At 59.8% G+C, this 25142-nt stretch carries 28 protein-coding genes and 2 tRNA genes; 5 read left to right on the forward strand and 25 right to left on the reverse strand.

The genetic code is table 11. The annotated features are described in order from the left end of the window. Window positions 1-79 precede the first annotated feature (79 nt). The 6 genes from VMT30_01490 to VMT30_01515 form a co-directional block, all read right to left on the reverse strand. Window positions 80-262, reverse strand: a complete 183-nt coding sequence (locus tag VMT30_01490) for a hypothetical protein (protein ID HVQ43618.1) — start codon at window positions 260-262, stop codon at window positions 80-82. A gap of 458 nt (window positions 263-720) precedes the next feature. Continuing rightward, window positions 721-797 (reverse strand) — tRNA-Asp (locus tag VMT30_01495). 77 nt (window positions 798-874) lie between these two features. Continuing rightward, complete coding sequence (locus VMT30_01500) at window positions 875-1015, reverse strand: hypothetical protein (GenBank protein ID HVQ43619.1); 141 nt, start codon at window positions 1013-1015, stop codon at window positions 875-877. Window positions 1016-1020: 5 nt separating this feature from the next. Beyond that, the gene (locus VMT30_01505; GenBank protein ID HVQ43620.1) at window positions 1021-1593 is read right to left on the reverse strand and encodes an L-threonylcarbamoyladenylate synthase; all 573 of its coding nucleotides are present in this window, start codon (window positions 1591-1593) and stop codon (window positions 1021-1023) included. 10 nt (window positions 1594-1603) lie between these two features. After that, a complete protein-coding gene (locus VMT30_01510) occupies window positions 1604-2707 on the reverse strand; it encodes a peptidylprolyl isomerase (protein ID HVQ43621.1) in 1104 nt (367 codons plus the stop codon). A gap of 67 nt (window positions 2708-2774) precedes the next feature. Next, the gene (locus VMT30_01515; GenBank protein ID HVQ43622.1) at window positions 2775-3323 is read right to left on the reverse strand and encodes a PH domain-containing protein; all 549 of its coding nucleotides are present in this window, start codon (window positions 3321-3323) and stop codon (window positions 2775-2777) included. A 54-nt stretch (window positions 3324-3377) separates the two neighbouring features. On the opposite strand from VMT30_01515, the gene VMT30_01520 reads away from it, so the two are divergent. Together VMT30_01520 and VMT30_01525 are read left to right on the forward strand one after the other, a co-directional pair. Next, window positions 3378-3453: transfer RNA gene (locus tag VMT30_01520), tRNA-Arg, on the forward strand. 113 nt (window positions 3454-3566) lie between these two features. Continuing rightward, window positions 3567-3992, forward strand: a complete 426-nt coding sequence (locus VMT30_01525; protein ID HVQ43623.1) for a hypothetical protein — start codon at window positions 3567-3569, stop codon at window positions 3990-3992. 143 nt (window positions 3993-4135) lie between these two features. Here the strand turns inward: VMT30_01525 and VMT30_01530 are convergent, their stop codons facing one another. From VMT30_01530 to VMT30_01545, 4 genes are read right to left on the reverse strand one after another with little or no spacing between them, the layout of a single operon-like run. Then, on the reverse strand, window positions 4136-4624 hold the full coding sequence (locus VMT30_01530; protein HVQ43624.1) for a nucleoside-diphosphate kinase: 489 nt from the start codon (window positions 4622-4624) through the stop codon (window positions 4136-4138). A 4-nt stretch (window positions 4625-4628) separates the two neighbouring features. After that, a complete protein-coding gene (locus VMT30_01535) occupies window positions 4629-5921 on the reverse strand; it encodes a pitrilysin family protein (GenBank protein ID HVQ43625.1) in 1293 nt (430 codons plus the stop codon). Continuing rightward, a complete protein-coding gene (locus tag VMT30_01540) occupies window positions 5918-6550 on the reverse strand; it encodes a DedA family protein (protein ID HVQ43626.1) in 633 nt (210 codons plus the stop codon). The genes VMT30_01535 and VMT30_01540 overlap by 4 nt, the downstream gene beginning before the upstream one ends. After that, window positions 6551-8452, reverse strand: coding sequence for an O-antigen ligase family protein (locus tag VMT30_01545; GenBank protein ID HVQ43627.1), 1902 nt, complete (start codon window positions 8450-8452; stop codon window positions 6551-6553). It abuts the gene before it with no gap. Window positions 8453-8622: 170 nt separating this feature from the next. Between VMT30_01545 and xerA the strand changes: the two genes are divergently transcribed. Next, the gene (gene xerA / locus VMT30_01550; GenBank protein ID HVQ43628.1) at window positions 8623-9552 is read left to right on the forward strand and encodes a site-specific tyrosine recombinase/integron integrase; all 930 of its coding nucleotides are present in this window, start codon (window positions 8623-8625) and stop codon (window positions 9550-9552) included. Here xerA and VMT30_01555 read toward each other — a convergent pair whose 3' ends face one another. From VMT30_01555 to VMT30_01580, 6 genes are all read right to left on the reverse strand, one after another. Further along, the gene (locus tag VMT30_01555; GenBank protein ID HVQ43629.1) at window positions 9553-10605 is read right to left on the reverse strand and encodes a hypothetical protein; all 1053 of its coding nucleotides are present in this window, start codon (window positions 10603-10605) and stop codon (window positions 9553-9555) included. Further along, the gene (locus VMT30_01560; GenBank protein ID HVQ43630.1) at window positions 10602-11168 is read right to left on the reverse strand and encodes a type II secretion system protein; all 567 of its coding nucleotides are present in this window, start codon (window positions 11166-11168) and stop codon (window positions 10602-10604) included. Before VMT30_01560 ends, VMT30_01555 begins: the two co-directional genes overlap by 4 nt. Continuing rightward, window positions 11165-11743 carry a prepilin-type N-terminal cleavage/methylation domain-containing protein gene (locus VMT30_01565; protein ID HVQ43631.1) on the reverse strand — a complete coding sequence of 193 codons (579 nt, stop codon included), beginning with the start codon at window positions 11741-11743 and terminating at the stop codon, window positions 11165-11167. The genes VMT30_01560 and VMT30_01565 overlap by 4 nt, the downstream gene beginning before the upstream one ends. Before the next feature lie 52 nt (window positions 11744-11795). Next, on the reverse strand, window positions 11796-12458 hold the full coding sequence (locus tag VMT30_01570; GenBank protein HVQ43632.1) for a type II secretion system protein: 663 nt from the start codon (window positions 12456-12458) through the stop codon (window positions 11796-11798). A gap of 37 nt (window positions 12459-12495) precedes the next feature. Beyond that, window positions 12496-13326 carry a prepilin peptidase gene (locus VMT30_01575; protein ID HVQ43633.1) on the reverse strand — a complete coding sequence of 277 codons (831 nt, stop codon included), beginning with the start codon at window positions 13324-13326 and terminating at the stop codon, window positions 12496-12498. Window positions 13327-13387: 61 nt separating this feature from the next. Then, entirely contained in the window at window positions 13388-13852 is a 465-nt protein-coding gene (locus VMT30_01580) for a type II secretion system protein (protein HVQ43634.1), read from the reverse strand. Window positions 13853-14079: 227 nt separating this feature from the next. Here VMT30_01580 and VMT30_01585 point away from each other — a divergent pair, with 227 nt between their 5' ends. Then, complete coding sequence (locus VMT30_01585) at window positions 14080-16416, forward strand: hypothetical protein (protein ID HVQ43635.1); 2337 nt, start codon at window positions 14080-14082, stop codon at window positions 16414-16416. A gap of 559 nt (window positions 16417-16975) precedes the next feature. On the opposite strand, the gene VMT30_01590 is transcribed toward VMT30_01585, so the two are convergent. Both VMT30_01590 and VMT30_01595 read right to left on the reverse strand, forming a co-directional pair. Beyond that, complete coding sequence (locus VMT30_01590; protein HVQ43636.1) at window positions 16976-18202, reverse strand: type II secretion system F family protein; 1227 nt, start codon at window positions 18200-18202, stop codon at window positions 16976-16978. A 6-nt stretch (window positions 18203-18208) separates the two neighbouring features. Continuing rightward, the gene (locus VMT30_01595) at window positions 18209-19282 is read right to left on the reverse strand and encodes a type IV pilus twitching motility protein PilT (protein HVQ43637.1); all 1074 of its coding nucleotides are present in this window, start codon (window positions 19280-19282) and stop codon (window positions 18209-18211) included. A gap of 154 nt (window positions 19283-19436) precedes the next feature. Here VMT30_01595 and VMT30_01600 point away from each other — a divergent pair, with 154 nt between their 5' ends. Continuing rightward, on the forward strand, window positions 19437-19823 hold the full coding sequence (locus VMT30_01600) for a hypothetical protein (GenBank protein ID HVQ43638.1): 387 nt from the start codon (window positions 19437-19439) through the stop codon (window positions 19821-19823). Window positions 19824-19923: 100 nt separating this feature from the next. On the opposite strand, the gene VMT30_01605 is transcribed toward VMT30_01600, so the two are convergent. The 7 genes from VMT30_01605 to pilM all read right to left on the reverse strand — a co-directional run bounded on the left by VMT30_01605 (window position 19924) and on the right by pilM (window position 24960). After that, the gene (locus VMT30_01605; protein ID HVQ43639.1) at window positions 19924-20352 is read right to left on the reverse strand and encodes a PIN domain-containing protein; all 429 of its coding nucleotides are present in this window, start codon (window positions 20350-20352) and stop codon (window positions 19924-19926) included. Beyond that, on the reverse strand, window positions 20349-20579 hold the full coding sequence (locus tag VMT30_01610) for an AbrB/MazE/SpoVT family DNA-binding domain-containing protein (protein HVQ43640.1): 231 nt from the start codon (window positions 20577-20579) through the stop codon (window positions 20349-20351). Before VMT30_01610 ends, VMT30_01605 begins: the two co-directional genes overlap by 4 nt. A 64-nt stretch (window positions 20580-20643) precedes the next feature. Then, the gene (locus tag VMT30_01615) at window positions 20644-22416 is read right to left on the reverse strand and encodes a GspE/PulE family protein (GenBank protein HVQ43641.1); all 1773 of its coding nucleotides are present in this window, start codon (window positions 22414-22416) and stop codon (window positions 20644-20646) included. 49 nt (window positions 22417-22465) lie between these two features. Next, window positions 22466-22723 (reverse strand): hypothetical protein, encoded by a 258-nt coding sequence (locus VMT30_01620; protein HVQ43642.1) that lies wholly within the window; start codon window positions 22721-22723, stop codon window positions 22466-22468. Then, the gene (locus VMT30_01625; protein HVQ43643.1) at window positions 22720-23346 is read right to left on the reverse strand and encodes a hypothetical protein; all 627 of its coding nucleotides are present in this window, start codon (window positions 23344-23346) and stop codon (window positions 22720-22722) included. The genes VMT30_01620 and VMT30_01625 overlap by 4 nt, the downstream gene beginning before the upstream one ends. Further along, entirely contained in the window at window positions 23333-23923 is a 591-nt protein-coding gene (locus tag VMT30_01630; protein ID HVQ43644.1) for a PilN domain-containing protein, read from the reverse strand. Before VMT30_01630 ends, VMT30_01625 begins: the two co-directional genes overlap by 14 nt. Continuing rightward, on the reverse strand, window positions 23920-24960 hold the full coding sequence (gene pilM / locus VMT30_01635) for a type IV pilus assembly protein PilM (GenBank protein ID HVQ43645.1): 1041 nt from the start codon (window positions 24958-24960) through the stop codon (window positions 23920-23922). Before pilM ends, VMT30_01630 begins: the two co-directional genes overlap by 4 nt. Between the last annotated feature and the right edge of the window lie 182 nt (window positions 24961-25142).

Here is a 25142-nt window from a genome sequence, read left to right on the forward strand (position 1 = left end):
TCCACCTTCACCCAGCGCTCCAGGCCCCGCAGATTGCGGATCCGAAGCCGATAGGTGGGCGGTACCGTCTCGCCTGGAACTACCACGACTGGCGTCCCCGGCGCGTACATCCCAGCCATGGCCCCGACAGCGCGCTGATTCGCGCACGGGTCTCATGCGCCCGCACAGCCTCTTGGCGTACGACCGTGCCACCCTCCGAGAAGCCGAAACTCCTCAGAAACGCCACCAGCCGCCCCAGCCCGTACCGTACAAGCCTCTCCACAGCTCCCCTCCTCGAGATTGACGACAGAGTCTATTCCTTCGGAATCAAGGCGAGGCCGAGTAGGAACACCACCATGCACACGATGACCGGAACATGGAGATAGAGCCCGACAGGCCCACCTATTAGACCGAAAAAACAGAAGAACTCGCGCACGATCCTTCGTCTCCGCTTAATCCGGATTTAGCGGGACTGACGGGACTGGCGACGCCGACGGCTGAAAACCACGAGGATAATGATCCCCGCAATCCCCAGAAGTACACCGAACGCCGGAGCACGGTCGCCGATAGCGATGACTCCGCCGACGAACGCCATGGTTGAGCCGAGAACACGCATCTCTGGTCCATTTCCCGCGAGCTTACCCGCGTGTGTCGTGGTGCCAGACAGCACCGTATCGAAGAACGACCGCTCAAAAGCTGAGCAGTCGTCACATTACATCACAAAAAACGAATAATTGCAATTGGCGGGCTCGACCGGATTCGAACCGGCGATCTCCTCCGTGACAGGGAGGCATGTTAGGCCTCTACACCACGAGCCCAGACCGTAAAACCGTCTCATCTTACCAGCTTTACCCCAGCAAGGCAATTGATAGCGCCGCTCGTGAACCCGCTAGAGCTACGCTGCCGCCTCACACCACGCCCACAAACTCGGCCACAGCCCCTTAAGCGTGGGCGAAAACTGATCCGAATGCAGTCCCATCGCCACCTCCACGCCGTCGTCCCCCAAAATATCCACCCCATATTTCGCACGGCTCATGAGCCCTATTGTAGCCCAAAGCCGGGCGCCGGGCGCAAAATTCGCGGCGGATCGGTCCGCGCATCCACCAGCGCCGAAGCCGAATTCTCAAGCCTCCCCTCGTCCACATAAAACACCTCGTCGCCGAAGTAAGCCTGTGCCTCCGCCACCGTCACCGAGGGCGTCTCTCCCGCCAAATTGGCACTCGGCGCCACCACTGGGCCAGCTTGCTTCAGCAAAGCCAAAAGCTCCGGCTTGGCCGGCATCCGAAACGCGATGCTCTGTTTGCCCCGATGCAAATACTGCCACCCCGCATCGGCCACCGGCACGACCACGCTCACCGGCCCCGGCCAAACCCGCTCTAGCAAGGCTCGCGCCTGAGGCGGCAAGACCGCATGAAACCTATCGAGGTCCGTCCAATCACCTATCAACACGATCATCGGATTATCGAGTTCTCGCTTCCGCAGAGCATAAATTCGCTCCACCGTCGCCGGCTTCAAGGCCGATCCCACGATCCCGTAGAGGGTATCGGTCGGTATTACCCCTACCTCACCGCGAGCGAGCCGCTCGGCCGCTTCCTGCCACGCTATGAGCTCCATGCCCGAACCCTTATACCTTGATGTACTTGTTCGTCTTGGCCTTCTTGAGCTCGCCCTGGAAGTATTCGTCGAAATCCACGGTCTTGATCAAGATGTGCAGCGCGTGAATCGAGCCATCGTCCTTCTTCTCCACGACCTTCAAAATCTCGTATCCGTACTGGTCTTTCACCGGATCCGAAACCTGGCCCGGCTGCAAAGCCTCGGCTGCTTTCTGCAATTCATCCGGCAACTGTCCCTTGGTGAAGAAGCCAATATCGCCACCACTCGACGCATCCGAAGCCTGCGAGTTTTTCTTGGCCAATTCGCCAAAGTCTGCGCCGCCCTTGATGTCCTTGAGCACGTTCTGAGCCTTGGTCTTCGCCGCCGCATCCGCCGCCGGATCGGAGGTCACCTTCTCTTCGAGCTTCTGCCGCACCAGCAGCTTACGCAAAACCCCCTTGAGGTCCTCGAAGCTCCAGCCGTACAGCTGATTAAGCGTCTTGAGCACCGTATCCTTGCCGCCACTACGCTGGTAGAGCAAATTCAGCGAATCGTTGACGTCTTTATCGGTCACTTTCACCTTTTTCTGCGAGGCCAATTGAGCTGTAAGCGAATCACCCGTCAATTTATCGAGCGCATGCTGCTTAATTTGCACCACCAGCTTCTTACCGTCCGCCGATTTAAAGTCCACCGCCGGCTGGTTGTTGAGCTTAGCGTTGTTTTGGTATGCCCGCTTGTTGGCATCCACCTCAAACAAATAATCATGGTACGTCACAAAATGCCCGTTCACGCGCTCCACCGGGTACGGCACCAATGCCGCCACCGACTTTACTGCCTGGTTTTCGCTGGAGTAGCCGTACACCAACACACCAAAGACCACCACAACCACGGCCGCCAGTCCCACGACCACGGCCGCCACCTTGATGGCCAAGCCGCGCACGTCGCGCGCCTTCGCCGGCCGGTCTATCGCCTCAGCAGGCTCGGCCTCCGGCACGTCAGCCACCTTCGGCGCCGGCTCATCCGGCTTATCGGCCTTCACCGGCTTCGCGGCCTCCGGCTTTGGCTCCGCCTTCTTGCGCACTGGGTCCATCGCCTTTGACTCGTCCTTCACAGCATCCTCATCTTTCCTGGGCAAAACAACTCCTCACCCGAACACGCCCAAACTCCAGCGCGTACGGCATTTATATGGATACCATGCTAACTTAGTTGGGCAGCTGTGTCGACCCGCCGCCAGCCCGCCGCACCGCATCCACCAGCTGCGCGTGTATCTCGGCCGGCTTGTGAATCGTTTTCATCACCAGATCACCAATGTATGTCCGCGCCGTAATGTCGCCATAGCTAAATAGCACCGCCTGCAACCCGCCGATCTCATAATTAACATTCTGAATTCCCTCCAGCTGCCACTCGTCGACCTTACGGTTAAAAAACCCCTGCTGCCGAATGGCCAGAATCCGCCGGTCGGTCACAATATAGAGCGTGTAATACCACCCCACCCAACGATAAAACCAGGCCGCCAACACCGCCGCAATCACCGCCCACATCACCTTCAGCACCACCCCCGACACCCAGCTCACGGTATAAACCTGCGGAAAATCCAACGGCAGCACCGCCAAAAGTATTGCCACCAAGCCCAAAATCAACGCTTTGCGCATCACCAGCGGATGCTGGCGAAACACCAGCTCCACCGTCTCACCTGCATGCTGCCCCGGAAACTGCTTTTCGACCACCTGAGACGCCGCGTCTTTGCTCATGCTCCGATTGTACACCCCACCCCGCCGGTCTCTGATATAATCACATCCAGCCACGCCTCAGTAGCTCAGTGGATAGAGCGTCTCCGTCCTAAGGAGAGCGTCGGGGGTTCGATTCCCTCCTGGGGCACCAAGTAATAATTCTCAAATCCCTACCCGCGTATTACCATAAGAAGGTTCGGATCGCCCGAACAATCTCTCCGATTGGAGAATGCATGACCCACGCTGTCGCGGAAGCCCACTGCCGTGGTTCCGCACCCGCTGCTCGACCCGCAGGCCCTCGCGTGGCAAGGCCACGACACCTGCCCCAACCAAGCCCGGGCCGCCTTCCAGCTCCCGGTGGACCCGGCGACCCTCGCCGCCGACCACGCCTGGCTGGAGCAGGCCCTCGCGACCATCACGATGGGCGACACCATCCTCGTCGCCACCGTGCAGCCGCAGACGCCGGACCAGCACTACCAGGTCTGGCTCCAGCGGGAGGTCCCGGACGCTCACCCCAAACACCGAAGCAAGCGCGTCAATGTACTCCAGTACACCTTCTGCCAGAGCGCCCGCCGGCGCGACGAGCAGCTCCTCATCAAGGAGGTCCGTGACCTAGGTATCAAGCTCGCCACCCACGAGATCGACGAGGAGCTGCGCCAGAACGGCCAGCTCGTCAGCACCCCGCACTAGGCCGCCCCCGGCGCACACCGCCACGGCCCAGTAAGGGGTAGCGTCCTCTGCTTTCACAGAGAGAGGCTTCGGTTCCGCCGGAGCCTCAATGGGCCGACCGCTTCACCGCGATCGGCCCATTGAACCCCTAAGCCGCAGCGAACCTAAAACCCGTGATGCTTATCCTGATCAGTCCGGTACCCGTGCAACTCGCCATCCTCAAACCACAGCTCCACCTCTTGCTTGGCCTCAGCCACATTCCCCGAGGCGTGGATCAAATTCCGAATCCCCTGCTGCTTCTCATCCGTGTACGAGAAGCTGTGATGCGCAAAATCGCCGCGAATCGTCCCGGGCGCAGCCGATTTTGGCTCCGTAGAGCCCACAATGCGCCGCACATTCTCCACGGCCTCCACGCCCTCCAGCACCACTGCCACCACCGGCCCCTCAGTCATCAAGTCCACCATGTTTTTGAGCACGTGCTCACCCCGGCGCTCGGCCAGATCAAAGTAATGCTTTTTAGCAAAGTTATCATCAATCCACACCATCTTCATGCCCACAATTTTGAGCCCCGCATCCTCAAACCGCTGCAACAGTCGTCCCACGAGCGAACGCTGCACCCCATCGGGCTTCACTACAATTAAAGTCTGTTCCATAACGTTATGATTTCTCCTTAAATTTGCCTAAATATTCCACAAAATGCGCCGCCACCGGGTCTGGCTCCGGCGCAATAATCGCAAACCGCAAGCGCTGGGGATCGAGCATCGCCGCCGCCACCCGCCGAATATCCGCCGCCTTCACCGCCTCAATGCGCGCAATGCTGTCCTCGATCGTCCTCACCCTGCCCAGCAGCACCAGCTGCGTACCGATCCGGTCCGCAATATTACTATTGCTCTCCAGGCTCATTTCGAGTCCCGCTATCAACTGTTGCTTGGCCTTATCGAGCTCGGCCGCCGCCGGCTCCTCGTGACGAATCACCTCCAGCTCATGCAGCACCGAATCCAGCGCCTGCTGGATCTTATCGAGATTAACACCGGCGTAAGCCTCAAACAACCCCGTATCCACAAATGAATTCGTCTCCGCAAACACGCTGTACGCCAGCCCCTGCCGCTCGCGCACGTTCAAAAACAGCCGCGAGCTCATACCGCGGCCCAGTATCGCCGCCACCAGCCGCGCCGTCGGTTCATCGGCATCCTCGTAGGCGTAGCCGCGCGCCGCCACCATAAAGTGCGCCTGCGCCGTCGGCTTGGCGTGCGCGACCACCAGATCGCGATCAAGCCCGTCCGCCACTGGCTTAAACGTAGCCAGCTCGCCCGACGTCATGTCACCCAAGCTCGCGCGGATCTTGGCCACCGCCTCCTCGTGATCCACCGCTCCAGCCACCGCCACCACCAGGTTGTTGGGACGGTAGCGCTCGCCCAAATACCCGGCAATCGCCGCGCGCGGGATCGATTTAATCACCTCTTCGGTACCCAAAATGTCGCCGCCCAAGGGATTATTCGGGAAAATCAAACTCGGCACAAGCATACCGATTTGCCGCGACGGATCATCCCGAAACACATTCATTTCCTCGATGATCACCCCCCGTTCACGATCAATTTCCTCAGCGTCCAGCAGTGGCGTCTTCACCATATCTGCCAAAATATCGAGCGCCAGGTCAAGGTGTCGCGCCGGCACCTTGATGTAATACGACGTCACATCCTCGGTCGTGTAAGCATTATTGTAGCCGCCCACTGCATCCACGGTCTCGGCGATAATTTGCGCCGACGGATATTTTTGCGACCCCTTAAACAACAAGTGTTCCAAAAAGTGCGACACACCACCATTTTTCGTAAACTCCTCAAAACGCGAACCCGTACCCACTACAATGTTCACCGTCACACTATGCGCATCGGCCAAGCTAGCCGTCACGATCCTCAGCCCATTCTCGAGTGTCGTCTCTGCAACTTTCATACCTGCCTATCTCCCTTATCTGTCTTGCCTCGCGCCCACCATCGCTGCAATGGCTCCCGAAAATGCCACAATACCACTGCCACCCCGAGCACCACCACGAAGATCGATAGCCGGCCCATTTGCTGCTCGATCTGCGTCAAATTACCGCCCACCGTAAACCCTATCCACACAAACAAAGCGCTCCACACCGCCGAACCCAGCGTCGTATAGATGATAAACCGATCGAGCCGCATCCCCGCAATACCCGCCGGATACGCAATCAGCCCCCGCACCACCGGCAAGCAGCGGCCGAGCATCGTCATCCAGGGGCCGTATTTCTCAAAAGCCGCGTGTGTCCGCGCCAAATCACGCTTCGAAATCAGCACATACTTGCCGTACCGCTCCAGCAACGGCAACCCGCCGTACCGGCCCAACGCATAACCAATCAGCCCTCCCGCCAGCTGGGCCAGCGTGCCAATCGTAAACACCGCCCACACATTAAACCGGCCCGAAGCCGATAACGTGCCACCGAGCACCAACAGCACCTCTGAGGGCAACGGCACGCCAAAGCTATCGAGCACCAAGCCCGCCGCCAGGCCGCCATAGCCCAGCTGCGAAAGCAAATCTATTGCGATTTGAGTCAAATGCATCTACCGCATTATAAGGGTCTCAACCTGATGTTTCAAAGCCCGCCCCCGCAAACTCTGCGGATCAAGCTTGAGCGCCCGGTCGGCCGCTGCCCCAGCGCGGTCCAAATCCCCCTGGCCGAGGTACACATTACCCCGGAGCGCCTCCAGATTGGCCAAGGTCGGCGCCACCGTCTCGTCCGAGCCACGATTGCTCACCACCTCGGGCGGATACTGCGCCAGCATGGCCTCCGCCACCTGCAGCGCCTCCGCCGGCTGATTCTCGCGCATCAAGAGCGCCGCCAGATCGAGCGCGTAATCCGGATGATTAAAGCGATCGAGCGCCAGCGCCCGCCGAAACGCCGCCGCCGCACCCTTCGCGTCACCCATGGCCGCCAACACCCGGCCCTCCAGCTGATGATGCTGGCCGTCGTAGCGATCCAGCGCCTCCGCCCGCCGCGCCCGCTCCAGCGCCGCCTGGTACCCCGTCTGCCGACCTTCCGGATACAAGCTCGCCATCGTGTACAGATTAATCCCCTCCGCGCTCACATAGTCGGGATTAAACACCCACCCCTGCTGCGCCCGAGCGAAGTCCTGCGCAGCTAGCTCGTAATCATCGTCCGCCTGCACCGCCTTGGCCCGGTTGGCCCAAGTATCGCTCAGGTACAAGTTCACCAACGGCGCCACCGCCACCAGCGCCACCAGCGGCCATTTCCAGCCAGGTCTTACCCACCTAGTTTTGCCTTGAGCGTACATCAAGCCAAAAAACACACCCACCAAACCCAGAAGGGCCGGATAACGCACATCGATATCCAAACCCATATGCATCAACAAACCCAAGGTACCCAGTGCCACCGGCACCAGCTCCGGCCGCCGCACCAGCCCCCGCAGCGAACCCAGCAGCAAGGTCAGCAACAACCCCGCCAGCAGCATCGCCCCGGGCAACCCCAATTCCGCCAACACCTGCACGTACACGTTGTGAGCGCTGGTACTGGCGCTCACCACCCGCTGCTGGTAGCTCGGATGCACATCGCCATAGGTTCCGGCACCCACCCCGAGCACTGGGTGCTCAAACCACATATTGAGCGCGCTACTCAGAAACCGCAGCCGGTCGCTACCACTGCTCGACTCACCCTTCACCGCCTCACTAAACCGCGATCCCGGGGCCACTTTAGCCGTATGCTGGTCCGTCAAAGTACTCACCCGAACCAACCCGTAGCTCAGTCCCACGGCGACCACCACAGTGAACACAAATTTTATCCAAAAACTCCGATTGAGCTTTACCAAAAGCAAATACAGCAGAACAACAACTATCAACACAGCGCTCGCCGCCCGCGAATCGGTCAACAAAAAGGCTGCCAAAAACACTGCGGTCGCCGCCAACCACCCGTACAAGCCACGGCTCCGCTCCCGCCGCCGAATCTGATCAACGCCCCACACCACGGCCGGTATCAAATACGCCGCCGCTGGGTTAGCCCAGTAAAACGTACCCGTGAGGCGACCATACTCACTCGTGAGATACATCCAAATGGCCGCCAAGGCAAACACACCCGCCGAGATTACGTAGGCATTTACGAGCCATTTTCTACCCACTTCATCGCCCGATATACTATAAGCGAGGCGAAAAGCCAGCGCCGCCATTACCCACTGAACCACCCACACCGCCGTCGAATACCGATTGGCCGTCCAAAGCAAAGACAATAATGCCAAGCCGATGAGCAGGCCAAACACCACCACCAAGGGCCCGCGCTTGAGCAGCCGCGTTTCCGCCTGACGACCCACAAGGAGCGCCCCCAACAGCAATGCAAAGCCACTAATGAGCATTGCCAGCGGCTCCTGCCCCCCACTCAGCCACGGCGCCACCGCAATCGCCAGGCACACCACCACCGCCTTCACAATCACCGGCCTCATCACCACAGTATCCATAACCCGATTGTACTCTACCTCGGACCTACCCACCCTTCTCCCGACCCACGGAGACCACTATTTCCGAAATTACTACCTTTTTGGATAGTACCTAAAAAGGTAGTAATTTCGATAAAACCACCTTGCCGAACAGGCCCTGAAAAAACTGGGTGCCGTGTTATCCTGAAAGCATGGCCGAACTCCACCTCTCCGAACTCGTAAACGACTTTCTCGAGCACCTCGAGATCGAGCAAAACCGCTCGCAAAAAACCATTAGCAATTACGACCATTATCTCCAGCGCCTCGTCGAATTCGCCGACGACTGTGATATCGCTAGGCTCGACGCCGAAATGGTCCGCCAATGGCGCCTCCACCTCAACCGCACCAAGGACATCACCGGCCACGAACTCACGAAAACCACCCAAAATTACCACCTCATAGCGCTCCGCAGCTTCCTCAAATACCTCGCCAAGCGCGACATCAAAGCCCTCGACAGCGCCAAAATCGAGCTCGCCAAGGTCACCCGGCCCAAAGTCACCTTTCTCGAAACCGACGAGGTCGACCGCCTGCTCGCAGCCATCGACACCTCCAATCCCGTGGGCCTGCGCGACCGCGCCGTCATCGAGCTGCTTTTTAGCGGCGGCCTCCGCGTCAGCGAGCTCGTCGACCTCAACACCGACCACATCAACCTCGAACGCCGCGAGTTTATGGTTCGCGGCAAAGGCCAAAAAGACCGCCCCATCTTCATCTCACCCCAAGCCGCCGATTGGATCAGCCGCTACCTCGAGAGCCGGCGCGACGCCTTCAAGCCGCTATTCATCCACTACTCCGGCTCCCAGGACGGCACCGAAGCCGGCTACACCCGCCTCACCGTCCGCAGCGTGCAACGCCTCGTGAAACGCTACGCCCAGGCGGCCGGCATCACCAAAGACGTCACGCCCCACACCCTGCGCCACAGCTTCGCCACCGACCTGCTCATCAACGGCGCCGACATCCGCAGCGTGCAAGGCCTGCTCGGCCACGCCAACATTGCCACCACCCAGATCTACACCCACATCACCGATCCGCAACTCAAAGCCGTCCACGAGAAATTCCACAGCCGCAAACCCCCGGCCGAGTAATCAGCAGGCCGGCGGCGCCGACGGCACGTTGTCGATCACATCAAAGTTTTTGCACACATCCGTATCCGAATAAATCACAAAGTTGAGCATCGAAGCCGCACTTTTATTGAGCGGCAGCTTGGAAATCACCCGCCGGAACGTCTGACCCGCCCGCGCCGTCACATCAATCGTGGCCGTACCGTCCGGCACCGTCACCGTAGCGCCCGTGCCATTCGGACCCGAACGGAATGTCATGCGATACGACGATGCCGCATACCGCGACCTCAGCCGAAACAAATAATTTTTGGCGGCGCTGAGCCCCGTCAGTACCGCGTAGCAATTATAGCCCGTGAGCGTCAAGCCGCCGGGGCTATAGGTGCGCCCCAGGTTGCCGCAATTGCCGTTCCACGGGCCATGCCCCAGCAACGTGCCGTAAGCCACCGTGCTGACCGCCCCACCCTCGGGCACCAACACCAGATTCTGCAGCAGCGCCTGGCATCCCGCCGGCACTCCCGGCCGCGTACACACTTGGTTTGACCCAAACCCACCCGACGGATACTCCAGCACCGCTAGTTCGAGCGGCGGATCAAACGGCGAAGAAGCATACGCGGCCGCCGTGGGGAACGTGCCGCCCAACAGGGCCGGCCGATTATGGAACGCCGCCGCAATGTTGGTCGATTGATTCCACTCAATGATTACGCTCTGGTATGGCACATTGAGCGGATCCACCGTTTTGGCCGAATCCGGGTGATCAAGCTTACCCGTCGGATTGCCCGAAAAGCTCACGTACTGGCAGGTCCACTCGGCTGCGCCGCTCGCATCAAATCCCGTCGAAGCGTTGCAGGTGTTGTCGCCCACGCCCTGAGCAATCGTCTTGCTGAGCACCTTGCTCACCGCATCTTCCACGCCCGCTTCCGCCGAGTAATAGGCCCGCAGCGTCTGCTCCGAATCCTCAGCCTTGCGCAGCTGCAGCGACTGCAGCGACGCCATACTAATCGTGATCACGAGCAGCAGCAAGCTCAGCATGATGCAGGTTAATAGCGACACAAAGCCATTTTCAGATTGTTTTATCATCGCGGCACCGCCCCCGAGGTTAAGGTTACGACTGAGCAAAATGTCCGGTCTTGATTGGTATTGTTGCAGGCCAGCGCCGCTCCGGCACCCGCGGTGGTGCCATTGCGGCTGCCAAGGGTTACCGTCAGCTTAATCTCGGGCTTCACCACCTCCGGCCCCGATGACTCCACCGTGGCCACAAAGTTCGTCACCTGCACCACATCATTGGTGATCGCTACCGGATTTATCCGCGGCGTGGTGCAATTATCCGACCGCGTCAACACCCCCGCGTTCAAATAATACCCCCGCAGCGTTCCGCCGAGCTGGCTCAGGCACAACGTCCCCGACGGCCCAGCTCCCGGCGCGCCCACCACGCCGGCACTATCGCGCACCGAGCGCACCAGCTCAGCCATGGCCGTGCGAGCGTTGTCCTGCGCCACGTTCGACGCCAGCGCCTGATTGTGCAGATGCACGATATTGATGAACCCCGATACCACTATAAGCAGCATGAAGCCAAAAACCGCCATTGCCACCAAGAGCTCAACGAGCGTAAACCCCCGCTGCTGCGCCACCTGCCGCCTCATAGACATGTCCCCGGACCCACCGCCGGCAGCACGTATTTCAAATTCGCCAACCGCGTACGGATGTGGTTTTGGGCCGGCACGCCCCCGCCGAGCGTCTGGAAGCTATAGTGCAGCTCAAAGTCATAGTTGCACGGCCGCGCTGTGATCGCCGCCGCCGAATTGTCGGCCCAAATCTCAATAGTCGAAGTAGGCACCGAACCCACCGTAGAACCCGTCACCGGCACAAATTCCGTATTTGCCCCCACTGCCTGCGTCTCCATGTGGAAGCAGTGCTTGGTAGCGTCAAATCGGCACGGTGTTACCGGCACGTTGTCTACCCCCGGGTACGATGCACCCACACCCACCCGAAACTCATCCCAGGTATGGTTGTCGCGAAAGCTCCGCAGCGCCTCCATTTGGCGCTGGGCCTCATTCGACACCTGCGTGCGCTCCCGGGCCGTCTGGCCGGTGCGGAAGGCGCTCGTGGCCACCAGCGTCGCGCCCAGCAGCACAAACGCCAAAATCGCCAGCGCGATCACCACCTCCACCAGCGTGTCGCCTCGCTCGCGCCCTGTCTTGACCCCCGTCAGCCTCATCCCAAACCGCTTTATAACCATAAGTACCTTCAATATAGCACGCCCAGCCGCGCTAGTTGAGCCGTTTCGCCAGCCCACTCACATCAATCAACACCGACGACTGATGGCCGTCCGGATCGCTGAGCGTGATGGTGAGCCCCGGCGCCGCATTCGTCACCGCCGGCGCCACACACGTTCCGGTCCGAAAACTCGCCGCCACCGTCGCCACCGCGCCCGTACCCCGGCAAATATTGAGCCCACCGGCGTCGTCGCGCACAAACAGCACCCGCCGCATCTGCCCCGGCGGCGGATTATTCACGCGCATCACCGTGCCCGGCGCCACCGTCTCGGTGTTAAAAATGCACGGCGCCGCCGCCAGCCGCGAACCTGTGGCCGCATCGATCTGGGTCGCGTAAAAATCCAGCGCAAACGTCGCCGCCGGCGCGTCCACTGCGCTCCACGCCACGCCCGCAAAAATGTACTTGGCGCCGACCGGCGAGGCCCCACCCGCACAATTCACCGAGCCGTTGCCCAGGCCGCTCACCTGCACCCCCGCCGTCGCCTGGTTGTGCGCATTGGCCACGCTCGCCACCAGCTTGTCCACGCCGGCGTCAAACTGCGCCCGGCTGCGCAAGCCGCGCTGCCCAACGAGCGCAATCACCGCAATCGCCCCCGTGATCGCAATCACGATCACTATTTCCACGAGCGTAAAACCTAGCTGCTTCCGGATAGCCATAAGTGCTTTGATTGTAGCACGCGCCGAGGCGGCGAGCTCACCCCAACCCGTTCAGCCGCAAATACCACGCCACAATCTCCCGCCCCCACAAAAACGCCACGATCGTCCCGCCTACTAGGTACGGCCCGAACGGAATGTGGTCGTGCCGCCCCCGCCGGCGCGACGCAATCATCGCCACCCCCACGGCCGCCGCCACATTAAACGCCACCAACATCGCCACCGCCGTACCCTGCGCCCCCAGCACCAGCCCCATCGCAAACGCCAGCTTGATGTCCCCGCCGCCCATCGCCCGCCCCTTGGTGGCCCACACCAACGCGTAGAACGCCCCGCCGGCTACCAATGCCGCCGCTAGCGCCCCCCACAGCACCTGCGGACTGTGCGTCGCCACCGCCATCGTCGCCGCATACACCACGCCTACCGCCATCAGCGGCAGCATCACTTTATCGGGCAAAATCATCCACCGCGCATCATACACCGCTAGCACAATCAGCATTGTGGCTAGCACCAGCCAAAATCCCAACCGCACCCAATCCACTGCCCCCACCGGCGCCAGCGCGTACGCGGAGAGGCCAAACACCAGCGCCGTCACGAGCTCCACCACCGGATGGTCCTTGATGGGCTGCCGGCAGTACCGGCACTTACCCCCCAGCGCGAGCCACGACAGCACCGGCACGAGGTCCTTCGGCGCCAGCACATGCCCACAATCCGGACACGCACTCCGCCCCCGCACCCAGCTCTTGCCCACCTTGAGCCGCCACACCATCGCATTAATCGCCGAGCCAAAAATCAGACCGAGTATCACCCCCGCCGCCGCCAACCCCACCGCCATCTCCGAATCCACCACCATACCACCCGTCTGCGCAATCATAACCGGATTATACACGCAAAAAGAGGCCCGAAGGCCTCTTTTTGCGAACTACGCCAGCAGACTACTTAGTGTCACGGCAGATCGAGCCCTGCTCAAGACCCATGGATACACTATACGTGCGACCAGTGGTCCCATCACAAGATGTACCATAGCGATAAGTCACCGCACCCTGCGCCGGGTTAGCACTGAACGCACCACCGTTAGTGTAGGCAGCGCCCGTAGTGGGATCGTTAAAGTTACCACCGGTAATGTAGCTACTACCCCAAAACGCGGTCCAGTCCGGAACGGTAGCAGTACAACCACCAGCACTGGCAGAACCCGGGTAACAACCATTGTAGTTACCAGCAAAACTCTCCAGCTGAGCCGCGATACGGCTCAAGTCGTTCTTGCGCTGCGAGTCACGCCGACTCTTCTGCGCCCCGGACACCGCCAAGAAGACAATCACGAGCAGAAGACCCGCAATGGCCAAGACGAGGACGATTTCGATAAGGGTAAACCCCTTCTCTTTCTTTAGGAGATTACTCACCTATACTCACCTTTCAATTAATTTAATGAGTTGAATCATTACAACTTGGCTTGAGTATGCCACTTATGCTTAAAGCTTGTCAACTGAGTGTCCTGGCTGACCACTTCGGCTCCATCTAGCACAAAATCGCCGCCGGAAAACCGTTGACACGTACCCCCCTCGGTGTCGTATGCTCTCCAGGCTGGACGGCACCCGCCATCTAGTTCCTTGAGAGAAACGGAGATACCGTGTCGCAACGACCGGTACCACCCGCACGAAGGTTGCTGGCCGCCATGGCCACCTTCCTGGCCAGTCTCGGCATCGTCGCCGGAGTGTCCACCGCCACCATCGCCCTCACCGCCCCTGCGGCCAACGCGGCCGTCGCGGCAGGCGATGTGGTATATCTGAAGGCCAACAACAATCCCGGCATCTACCTGAGGCACGCCTCAGACGGAAGCAGCTCTCAGATCCCGGGCGATCCGTCAGCGCAGTACCCAGACATCTCGCCCGACGGAAGCCGCATCGCCTACTACGGCTCCGTAGTCCCCGGCACCGCCGCCGGTATAGCCATCATGAACTCGAATGGCTCCGGCGTACGAGAAGCCGCCGGCGGCGTAAACTGCGAAGACAATCTCCCCTGGGAAGACTGCACGAGCACACCACCGCATGGTTACACCATGTACGGCCTTCAGTGGTCGCCGAACGGCCAGAGCATCGCATTCACCAAGTATTCCGGAGCCACAGGAATCTGGCGAGTGAAGGTAGTAAACATCACCACCGGAGTCCAAACAACTGCCTACAGCGGAAGCTCCCAAGTCTACGACGTCACGTGGTCGCCTGATGGCACCAGGCTCGCCTACGACGCCTACGGACCAACCGGCTTCAAAATCCACGTCGTCGACGTTAACGGCGCCAACGACCACGAGCTGCCATCTGGCTTCAACGACTACTCACCGGCCTGGTCGCACGACGGTAGCCGCATCTACGTTGCCAGCAGCCAGAGCGGCGGATGCGCGGACTGCACCGGAATCGTCTACTTCACGTATACGGGATCAGGCGCCCCGTTCAGCGGCACGAGCGTAGCTCGGCAAGTGCTGACCACGGAGAGCAACTACAAGAACGACAGATCTCCGCGAGTCAGCGCCAACAACGCCACGATCTACTTCATGAGTAACGGATACACCAGCACAACGGACGCTACCGACCTATACATGATCAGCGCCAGCGGCGGCACCCCCACTCAACTCACCGTCACTACCTGGGATGCTCAGCTCAGTTCCCCCTCGCCGGTACTCGCCGCCTACCCCGCCACCCAACCCGCCAACTCCACGGTAGCCATCGCCGCCCCCACGTCGCACGACGCGTACGGCGTGCGGCAGGTCACCGTGGGCCTCTCGGCCACGGGCAACATGCGCTACGACCTCGGCTGGAGCACATCCGCCACCACGGCGCCGACGGGCAACTTCCAGACCATCACCAACATGACCACCCGCACCGGCCCGCTCAACTTCATGGGCGTCTACAGCGGCTCCGGAACAGTCTGGAACGGCGGCACGCAACCAGATCAAATCTGGTACCTGTGGGTACGCTCCGTCAAGACCAACGGCACCGCCAACGCCTGGGGCACCCCGCTCCCGGTACGCACACCGAAGGCAGGCCTCCTGGTCGGCGTCGGCGATTCGTTCCTGAGCGGGCATCACCACGACAGCGACGAGCGCTACTGCCCCAACGCCGCCGACGCACCGCTCTACCCCGGCAACATTCCCTGCAGCATCGCCGGCGCGCCCTTGGTGCAGCCCAACGATTACGCGTTCTCGTGGCTGCCGAAAACCGCCCTCACCATGAGCAGCACACTCCATCTGTCGGCGAACTGGCAGATCATCAGCAAGAACGCCGCCCTCAGCGGAGCCAGCGCGCAGAGTTTCGGCGACGCGACCTTCGCTCCCGGCAGCAGCTCGTGGGCCGCACCAGGCACCCAAGCCGACGCCATCCGCGCCGAGCTCTACCCGCGCTACAATTCGTGGAGTTACCTCGCCTTCACCGGCGGGTCCGACGACACGAACTGGATCTCGGTGATGACCTCGTGGTACATCAACCACTTCGCCTCCGCCTACGGCCCCTGGGCAGTTCCCACGGCCAACGGCGTCACGGACTGCCCCGACACCCAGTCGGTCTACACCACGCTGGGCGCCGGCAGCCCGACGCTCAACGCAACCATCACGAGCAACCTCCAGGGGCTCATGACCATCGCGAGCTCGGTGTCGCCGGGCGTACGAGGGCTCAACGTCGACTACCCGTACGTCGAGGACAACACCAGCATCTGCTACAACGACTCCGGCGCCTGGCATGGCGTCAAGTCGGTGGTTGACCTGCTCCATGCCGATCATGCCGCCGTCACCGGCAGCAACGTCAAGCTGATCGACCTCCGGGCCAACTTCGGAGCCACACCCGTTGCCAGCGGGTACCTCCAGCTCACCCGGCTCTACGGCTACCCGCACCCCAGCGGCTCGGTCACGAGCAGCACGCCGGGCCAAACCCGCATCGCCAATGCGGTAGCCGCCGTAGCCACCGGCACCAGCTGGTAACCAACCCCGGCCCAGCACAACCTGAGCCACCCCCAAGCCCGGGATAACCCGGGCCCACACCCCAACCCGGACGATCCCGGGAGCAGTCCCCGGATCGTCCGGAAAGGAGCACTCATCCTCGATCACTCAAAATTAAGCAACTAACGTCGCTTTTTTGGTACCGGTTTACTTCTGATTTTTATAACATCAAAAGCAGCGACAAGACCTAAAATCACAAACAAAGCTATGACAAAGCTACCCAAATGAATCAAAGGCAAGTTCAGGCTCACGCACGACACCCTATTATAGTATCCGTCGCAAGGAGGAGTTCTAAACATCGCCGACAGGACTGAAAGAGTTATAAAAAGACCCAAGACAGCCAATAAAATCTTTGCCACAAAGTTACTGCTGAATAGAGTGCACACGCAATACGCAACAAAGACCGCCGCCATAAAAAGCGTAGAGACAATTGGACCGGGTATTGTGTCTGGAGTCACTGAACCAACAACAAAGATGAAAATAGCTGCTACCGTAAAGCACCCGACCTGAAACTTTAGCAGCGATGGGACATCCCGCGGGATCATTTCAAATTATCCACGCCCCCGCTACCCACCAGCGAGTACACCGGCAGCAAAATCGCCGCGATCACGCCGCCCACCGTCACGCCCAAAATCACCATCATCAGCGGCTCGATCGTGGTCGAGATGTTCTTCACCTCTTCGTCCACCTCGTTCTCGTAATACGTCGCCACCCGGTCGAGCATGCTGTCGATCGCGCCCGACTGCTCACCAATCTTGATCATCTGCGGCACGAGCTTAATGAACGCCTCTTCATTCTCAAGCGTCGACGACAACGCCTTGCCGCCCTTCACGCCCTGCATACTCTTCTCGAGCACCGCCTCCACGTGCACGTTGTTGATCGCGTTCTTCACGATCCGCAGCGCCTCCAGCATCGGAATACCGCTCTGCAGCATCGTCCCCAGCGTCCGCGCAAACCGCGCCATGTACACCTTGCGGAAAATTTTCCCAAATATCGGCATGCTAATCTTAAACCGGTCCGCCATCGAGCGCCCTCGCTCGGTTTGAATAAAGCTCCGAATCGCAAATCCCGCCGCCCCCAGCGCAATCAGCACCAAAAACCAAAAGTGCACAATAAAATTCGAAATCGCGAGCAAAATTTGCGTCAGCGCCGGCAAGTCTTTGTGCAAATCCTTGTACAAACTCCCCACCTGCGGCAGCACCGTGGTGAGCATAAACACCAGCACAAGCACAATCACCCCCAGCACAATCACCGGGTAGATCAACGCGCTGCGAATTTTGCCCACGATCGCCGCATCTTTTTCTTGCTGGTTGGCAATGCGCTCCAGCGATTTATCGAGCGTACCCGTAGCCTCGCCCGCCGCCACCAAGCTCACATAAATATCGCTAAAAATCTTCGGATGCTTAGCAAACGACTGGCTCAAGCTCGTCCCCGATTCCACGCTCGACACCACCTCCGCCACCACCTGGTGCAGCGCCTTGTTGGTTATCTGATCCGCTACCGTGCGCAGCGACTGCGTCAGCGGCAGACCGGCATTAATGAGCGTACTGAGCTGCCGCGTGAAGATCACCCGGTCCTTCGCGCTCACCCGCTTGCCCACACCACTCTTAGCCAGCAGCCCGCCGCCATCCTTGGGCTGAATCGAAATCGGGAACAGCCCCTGGCTGATCAACAATTTGGCCGCCGAATTCTCGTTTTCGGCCTGCACATCAGCTTTGACCATCTCGCCGGTGGCCGTTTTGTGAGCAGTATAAACGAACGTCAACATAAGCGGTTAGCCTCGCATTAGGCGGTCAAGTTCTTGCAAATCAATCGCAAAGTTCTTGGCTTCATCGTAGCTAATTTTGCCTTCCTGCACCAGCTGCACCAGCTGCCGGTCCATGCTCTGCATGCCGTATTCCGCACCGGTCTGAATCACCGCGTCGAGCTGGTGCGTCTTGCCCTCGCGAATGATATTGCGCACCGCCCCGGTGGCCACCAGAATCTCCGCCGCCACCACGCGCCCGCCGCCGATCCCCGGCACCAGACGCTGCGAGCAAATGCCCTGCAGCATGCCCGCCAGCTGCACTCGAATCTGCTGCTGCTGGTGCGGCGGAAACACGTCGATCATGCGGTCGATGCTCTGGGCCGCCGAGTTCGTATGCAGGGTCGCCAGCACCAAGTGCCCCGTCTCAGCAATCGTCACCGCCGCCGCGATCGTCTCCAGGTCGCGCATCTCACCGATGAGCACCACGTCCGGGTCTTGGCGCAACGAGCTCCGCAGCGCCGCCGCAAACGAGTACGTGTCGTAGTGAATTTCGCGCTGCACCACGATCGATTTCTTCGAGCTGTGGGCGTATTCAATCGGGTCCTCAATCGTCAAAATATGGCACGACCGCTCGGTGTTAATCTTGTCCACCATGGCCGCCAGCGTGGTCGACTTACCCGAACCCGTCGGCCCCGTCACGAGCACCAAGCCTCGCGGAAACTTCGTAAACTCCTGCAGCGTCTTGGGCATCTGCAGCTCCTCGAGCGTTCGCACCTTCGACGGAATCAGCCGCAACGCCGCCGCGATGTTGCCCCGCTCGTGAAACGCGTTTACCCGAAACCGACCATAATTTCCGAAAGCAAAGGAAAAATCCACTTCCTTGTCTTTGAGCAAAATCTCTTTTTGGTCATCGTCGAGAATCGAAAACACCAGCTTCTCCACGTCGGCCGCTTCGAGCACCGGCGTCTCATCGATCGGCTTGAGCGCACCATCCACGCGCAACATCGGCGGCAAACCCACCTGCAAGTGCAAGTCTGAGGCATCAAACTTGATGACCTGTTCGAGCATTGTTTCGATTTTGAGGGCGCTTCTCTCCACCATTCACCTCTAATTATCCCTATTAAAGCACAAGGGGTATCACGTTGTACACTAGCAGCCTCTTCGGCAACCAATTATTGACAAAACTGGTCATATATTGTTAACATCTATAAACGAGCGCGGTCCCGCGTTCACGCCCCACGCAAGGGAGCACCCCATGGCAAGTCTGGGTACCGAAACGGACATCCACCGCTGGCACGACGACGGCGGCCCCGACCACAAACCCGGCACCCCCGACGAGACCATCGAGGTCACGGAGGCGAATCTCCCCACACTCATCGAGCGTCTCGGGTCACTCCTCACCGGCCACTCGGTGAAGATCACGGTCAGCTTCTGGCGCAACAACGCGTTCAGCCCCGACGAACCGCAGAGCGACACGATCGAAGCTGTGGTCCCATCCGAAACTCGCATCAGCGGACAGATCATCACGAAGGGCTTCAACCACGTCGCGATCTTCGTCGGCGACCGAGTCACGACCTTCGTCGGCGGCGTCACGATCAAGCGACCCGGCGATTTCCGCATCACCATCCAGCTCGTCCCCTGACGTCCCGCAACCCCCGGGGCGACCCCCCTTGCACGGGCACACGCCCCGGCCTCCCGCGAAATCCGCGGAGGCCGGGGCGTCCTGCTGCCCAGTCCCAAAATTACCGCGCCATCAGCCGTCCCACCGTTTCCAAGTCCAAAAATTCGAGGCCCGCCACCGTACACCGCCGCAAATCCCGATCGTTCGTCACAAAATGCGTCGCCTTGCCCACCACCGCTGCCGCCACATGAATCGCGTCGGCCAACGTCAGCCGATGCTCTCGCCGCAAACCAGCCGCCAGGTACAACACCTCTGCCGACACCGGCACCACTTCAAACACCTGCGACCGAATCAAGCCATCCACCTTCTCATATTCAGCCTTTGACCCCACGCTGTCATGGCTCAACAATTCGGCCACCACCAGCTCCGAAGCCATAAGATCGCAATCCGTCTGCCCCCGCAAAATCGCCGCCGCCGGCTCATAAAACGCCGATCCCCGCGTCAGCGCATACAGCAACACATTAGTATCGAGCGCCAAACGACCCGTCATAGGGAGGATTTATCCACCCGCACCCGCTTTTGATACGCCACCGGGTCTTCAACCGCCGGCTGCAAAACCCCCAAAAACTGGTCCACATCGGGCCTAGCCGTCAAGATCAGCTCATCATTCTCCCCCGCCGACAAATACACTCGCTGGCCCGGCCGCATATTCAAACCCTGCCGCAACTCCTTCGGAATCACCACCTGATATTTAGCCGACAGCTTGCTCGAAATCATACGTAGAACATAGCAAAACGTTCAACGTTAGTCAAGGTTGAACACCGAATCCCTACCGCCACTCCTAAAAGTCCGCCGCCACCCGCGCCACTTCCTCAAGCGTCGTCAGTGCATTGAGTACCTTGAAGTAGCCGTCTTGCTTCATCGTCAGCATCCCGTCGCTCGACGCCTGGTTTTGCACCTCGCTCGTCGTCGCGTGCCCCAGCAGCAGCTTCTCCATCGCCGGCGTCATCGCAAACACCTCGTAGATCCCAATGCGCCCCTTGTAGCCCTTCACGCACTCCCGGCACCCCACCGGCTTGTAGATCGTGAAACTCTTTTGATCGGCGATCGGCACCACATCGTAGCCCACATCCTTTTTCACCTTATCGAGGTCGGCCTTCGTCTTGGGCAAAACATTCCCAATGGTCGTCATCACCGACTTCGTCTGCGCCTCATTCGTCTCCACCTTTTCCTTGCAAATCTCACACAATTTGCGCACCAGCCGCTGCCCAATCACCGTGTTGATCGTACTCGCGATCAAAAACGGCTCAATGCCCATATCGAGCATGCGGGGCAACACCCCCGCCGCCGAGTTGGTGTGAATCGTCGAGAGCACCACGTGCCCCGTGAGCGCCGCCTGCACCGCCAGATCCGCCGTTTCTTTATCCCGAATCTCCCCCACCAGCACCACGTTCGGGTCCTGGCGCAAAATACTGCGCAAACCGCTTGCAAACGTCAGCCCCACGTCCGCGTTCACCTGAATCTGATTAATTCCGTCCATCTTGTACTCCACCGGGTCTTCCAGTGTCACAATGTTGATCGACACATCCTTAAGCTCCTGCACAATGGCGTACAGTGTGGTCGACTTACCCGAACCCGTCGGCCCCGTGCTGAGCGTCATACCGTGCGGCTTATGGATACCCTCATCAATCAGCCGCGCCGCCCGCCCGCGAAAGCCCAGCGACTCCAGCGTCAGCACTGTCCCGCTCTTGTCGAGCAACCGGATCACCACCTGCTCACCCCACACCACCGGACTAATAGCGATACGCAGGTCAATCTCGTGCCCGGCCGAGCTTATCTGGAACTGCCCATCCTGCGGGATCCGGTGTTCGTCGATGCGCAGGTTGCTCAAAATCTTAATGCGCGAAATCAGCGCCGGTTCAATATTTTTCGGCAGCGTCATCGTTTCCTGCAAGATGCCGTCGATGCGGTACCGAATCTTCAGCTCGTGCTCCCTCGGCTCAATGTGAATGTCCGACGCCCTACTCTGCGCCGCATAGTCCAAAATCGCATTCAGTGCCCGGGTGATCGGCGCGTCCTGCACCAGGTTGGCCATGGCCTTGGCGCTCTTGGCCTCCACCTTGGGGTGGTCGTCCACCCTGGCCACATCCATGGCCGACGCCACGTCCGCCGCCACGTCGCTATGGAACTGCGCCAACACGTGGTCGATCGAGCCCCGCGACGCCAAATACACCGTCACCGTATGCCCTACCTTGCGGCTCAGGAAGTCCACCGCCTGGATGTTGGTGGGATCAAGCATCCCCACCGCCAGCCGCCCTTGCTGCATCCCAAACGGTACCGCCAAATAATTCTCAGCCGTATCACGAGCCAGCAATTTCGTGATGTCTTCCGGCACCGTAATGTTGTTGAGGTTGGCATACGGCACACCCATAGCCGAGGCCGAAATCCGGGTCAAATCCTCTTCGCCCACCAAGTTTTTCTCGGCAATATAGGCAATCAGCGGCTTCGATTCTTTGAGCGCATCGACCTTAGCCGCCTCCAGATCAGCGGGCGCCATGAGCTTGCCCTCAAGCAGGAGCTCCTCGATTCGATGCTGGCTCTCAACTGATAGCATTAATCCTCACCTCTCTTGCGCCAAAACGCCCCCTGCCTCAAACCACCCGTCACGGACCAAACGGTGCGCTGTTACCCAAACCGCTCAGATCCGGCGTCGAATTGTAGTCAATCACCTTCCCGCCATCGCCAATCCGGTCGAGACCCGCCGAATCCAGATCGCCCGGGATCACCCCAATCTTCTCCACTTCCACCGTCGTACTCTTGCCGTTAGCATTTTTGGGCACCAGCTGCGTATAGCCAATGTAACCAGCCACCATCAAAATCACCACCGCCAAAACCGCGTAAATCACGTCCTTTTGTTTCATTTCACCGTCTCCGTGCTAAAGGGTAGCTTGGCTTTGTCCTGGTAGTACGTCTGCGCATCAATCTGCGCGCTCATGCTGCTACCGCCGCCGGTCAGCTGCAGGCCGGTCACGCGCATCGGCCGCGCCGAGGTCTCGAATTCACCCAGGAGCTTAAGTAAGCTATCATAATTGCTCGTGGTATTGATCGAGAAAGCAAACGTCTGCGGCGTCGGACCCGCCGTCGATGCCGCCGCCGGCGCTGTGCCAGTAGCCGGCACCGCACTCACTCCCGCATCCGGCGCCGCGGTAATATTCTTGAGCTTTGTGCTGGCCGCATTTGTCATATTCTCGAGCGTCACGATCAAGCTAGGGTAGTCCACGGCGTTGGGCAACGCGTCGGCCACCAGCGCCGCTTTCGAACCCAGGTTATTGAACGCGTCCACCAAATTTGGCGCCGCTGCCAGATCTTCCTTCACCTGCTTCTCCGCTACCCCTTTTTTCTCATTTACCACCCGGTCGCGCGCAATCGTCCCAAACAGCGACTTCGCCACCAACCCCGACGCCCCCAACACCAGCAGGTTGATCAAGAGCAAAACAATCATCAGATTATTGCTCGATAGTTTTTCCGTATTAATTGCTGCCACTGGTGACCCCCGACCCCATGGTCGCTTTAATCGTAAAGTTCACACCCGTCTTGTCGCCACTGTCCACACTCTGAATCGTCACATCCGAAAAGTACGGGCTATTGCTAGCCAACGCCGAGCTACCCACCGTCACATTCGATCCAATCAACGCTCGCGCCAGCTTGGCCACCTCAGCATAGGTCGGCGCCACCCCGCGCACCGTCAGCACATTCTGATTGTCCGCGGACAGCGACGAAATCGTGGTACTTACCGGGCTAGCCTCGCTATAAGCCTTGAAGAATTTCGTGAGGTACACGCGCTGGTCATACAATGCCGGCAACGCCTTCAGGTGCTCTTCGGCAGTCAACGCGTCGAGCAAGCCCGCCACATTTTCCAGATCGGTCTTGCCTTGCGTAATCGCCTTCGTGTGATTACTAATCGACACTTTTTGCCCCGCCGCGATGATCGACATCAAAGCCACCACCGCGCCGCACACGATCCAAATCGTCACCGATACCCCCGACACCAACTGCCGGCGCCGGCGCTCACGCAGCTTAGCCTGCCGCAGATCCGGCAGCAGGTTGATCAGCGTGCTCATGCGATGTACCCCCGGCCCGCCAGGCCCACCGCCGCGGCATACTCCACCGAGAGGCCCATGAGCTTATCTTGCAGCCCGGAGGGGTACGACACATTTACCCACGCATTACCAAACTCCACCGGCAACCCGGTCGAGTTGGCCAAAAACGGCCCCAGCTCGGGCAGGCTCGATGGCCCGCCCGTCACCACCAGCTTCTCGAGCTTCACATCCGGATACCGGCCCAAAAAGTACTTCGTAGATTTCTCCACTTCACTCACCAGGTTGTCGAGCGTCGGCTTGATCGCCTTAAATACCTGGCCTTCCAGCTTGCTCTGCGTCAAACCAAACTTGAACGTAAACTGGTTCGCCTGCACCTCGTCGAGGCCCAGGTTTTGCGCCACCGACCGCACCATCGTAGTACCGCCCACCGACACCGAGCGGATCAGCCGCGGCGCGTTGTTCCACACGATCGAGATATCCGACTCCAGCGAGCCAAAATCCACCACCACCACGGCTAGGTTGTTGGCCGGCATCAGCGCCCGCGCCACTGCCGTCGCGTTGGGCTCCATGGCCAGCGGCTCAAGACCGGCCTTTTCCAAAATGCTCACATAACGCTCAATCGCCGAATTCGGCGCCGCTACCAGCAGCACCTCTAGCTGCTTGCCGTCCTTGCTCTGGTCAATCACCGACCAATCCAGCTTCACTTGGTCGAGCGCCATCGGAATATACTGCTCCGCCTGATACCGAATCGCCTTCGCCAACTGCGCGTTATCAAGCTTCGGCGTCGTGATCACGGTCGCAAACACCTTGTTGGCCGATAGTCCCACCACCACATTCTTGAGCGCCACCCGATTCTCGCGCACCAGCTGCCGAATCAGCTCCGCCACCTTGTCTTGATCGAGCTGCGAATCACTCGCCGTCAGGTTGGCCGGAGCCGGCAAAGCCCCGTACGCCACCAGCGCCGGATGGTCTCCGCCGCGCCGCAGCTGCACCAGCCGGATCGCCGACGAACCAATGTCCAGGCCAAAAAATTCCGTGTCTTTTACGAACAGTCCCATGGCCTAAACTTTACCATAACCATTATACAAGTGAAACCATTTTCCACTTCCCTCCCCAGCCCCCACCAGACGCCCCAGGTGACGCGCCGGAGGGCATGGGTGAGGGAATGCTATCCGCCAAACAACACCGCGCAACGTAGTTGGCAAAAAGGCCGAGTTCGGATCGCACTCCCTCACCCACT

The sequence above is a fragment of the Candidatus Saccharimonadia bacterium genome (assembly GCA_035544015.1).
GTDB lineage: Bacteria > Patescibacteriota > Saccharimonadia > UBA4664 > UBA4664 > UBA5169.

Coding starts and splice junctions, on each gene's coding strand:
- VMT30_01500 (HVQ43619.1), bottom strand. CDS start 1,015: ATGAGCCGTGCGAAATATGGGGTGGATATTTTGGGGGACGACGGCGTG.
- VMT30_01505 (HVQ43620.1), bottom strand. CDS start 1,593: ATGGAGCTCATAGCGTGGCAGGAAGCGGCCGAGCGGCTCGCTCGCGGT.
- VMT30_01515 (HVQ43622.1), bottom strand. CDS start 3,323: ATGAGCAAAGACGCGGCGTCTCAGGTGGTCGAAAAGCAGTTTCCGGGG.
- VMT30_01530 (HVQ43624.1), bottom strand. CDS start 4,624: ATGGAACAGACTTTAATTGTAGTGAAGCCCGATGGGGTGCAGCGTTCG.
- VMT30_01535 (HVQ43625.1), bottom strand. CDS start 5,921: ATGAAAGTTGCAGAGACGACACTCGAGAATGGGCTGAGGATCGTGACG.
- VMT30_01540 (HVQ43626.1), bottom strand. CDS start 6,550: ATGCATTTGACTCAAATCGCAATAGATTTGCTTTCGCAGCTGGGCTAT.
- VMT30_01545 (HVQ43627.1), bottom strand. CDS start 8,452: ATGGATACTGTGGTGATGAGGCCGGTGATTGTGAAGGCGGTGGTGGTG.
- xerA (HVQ43628.1), top strand. CDS start 8,623: ATGGCCGAACTCCACCTCTCCGAACTCGTAAACGACTTTCTCGAGCAC.
- VMT30_01555 (HVQ43629.1), bottom strand. CDS start 10,605: ATGATAAAACAATCTGAAAATGGCTTTGTGTCGCTATTAACCTGCATC.
- VMT30_01560 (HVQ43630.1), bottom strand. CDS start 11,168: ATGAGGCGGCAGGTGGCGCAGCAGCGGGGGTTTACGCTCGTTGAGCTC.
- VMT30_01565 (HVQ43631.1), bottom strand. CDS start 11,743: ATGAGGCTGACGGGGGTCAAGACAGGGCGCGAGCGAGGCGACACGCTG.
- VMT30_01570 (HVQ43632.1), bottom strand. CDS start 12,458: ATGGCTATCCGGAAGCAGCTAGGTTTTACGCTCGTGGAAATAGTGATC.
- VMT30_01575 (HVQ43633.1), bottom strand. CDS start 13,326: ATGATTGCGCAGACGGGTGGTATGGTGGTGGATTCGGAGATGGCGGTG.
- VMT30_01590 (HVQ43636.1), bottom strand. CDS start 18,202: ATGTTGACGTTCGTTTATACTGCTCACAAAACGGCCACCGGCGAGATG.
- VMT30_01595 (HVQ43637.1), bottom strand. CDS start 19,282: ATGGTGGAGAGAAGCGCCCTCAAAATCGAAACAATGCTCGAACAGGTC.
- VMT30_01600 (HVQ43638.1), top strand. CDS start 19,437: ATGGCAAGTCTGGGTACCGAAACGGACATCCACCGCTGGCACGACGAC.
- VMT30_01605 (HVQ43639.1), bottom strand. CDS start 20,352: ATGACGGGTCGTTTGGCGCTCGATACTAATGTGTTGCTGTATGCGCTG.
- VMT30_01610 (HVQ43640.1), bottom strand. CDS start 20,579: ATGATTTCGAGCAAGCTGTCGGCTAAATATCAGGTGGTGATTCCGAAG.
- VMT30_01615 (HVQ43641.1), bottom strand. CDS start 22,416: ATGCTATCAGTTGAGAGCCAGCATCGAATCGAGGAGCTCCTGCTTGAG.
- VMT30_01620 (HVQ43642.1), bottom strand. CDS start 22,723: ATGAAACAAAAGGACGTGATTTACGCGGTTTTGGCGGTGGTGATTTTG.
- VMT30_01630 (HVQ43644.1), bottom strand. CDS start 23,923: ATGAGCACGCTGATCAACCTGCTGCCGGATCTGCGGCAGGCTAAGCTG.
- pilM (HVQ43645.1), bottom strand. CDS start 24,960: ATGGGACTGTTCGTAAAAGACACGGAATTTTTTGGCCTGGACATTGGT.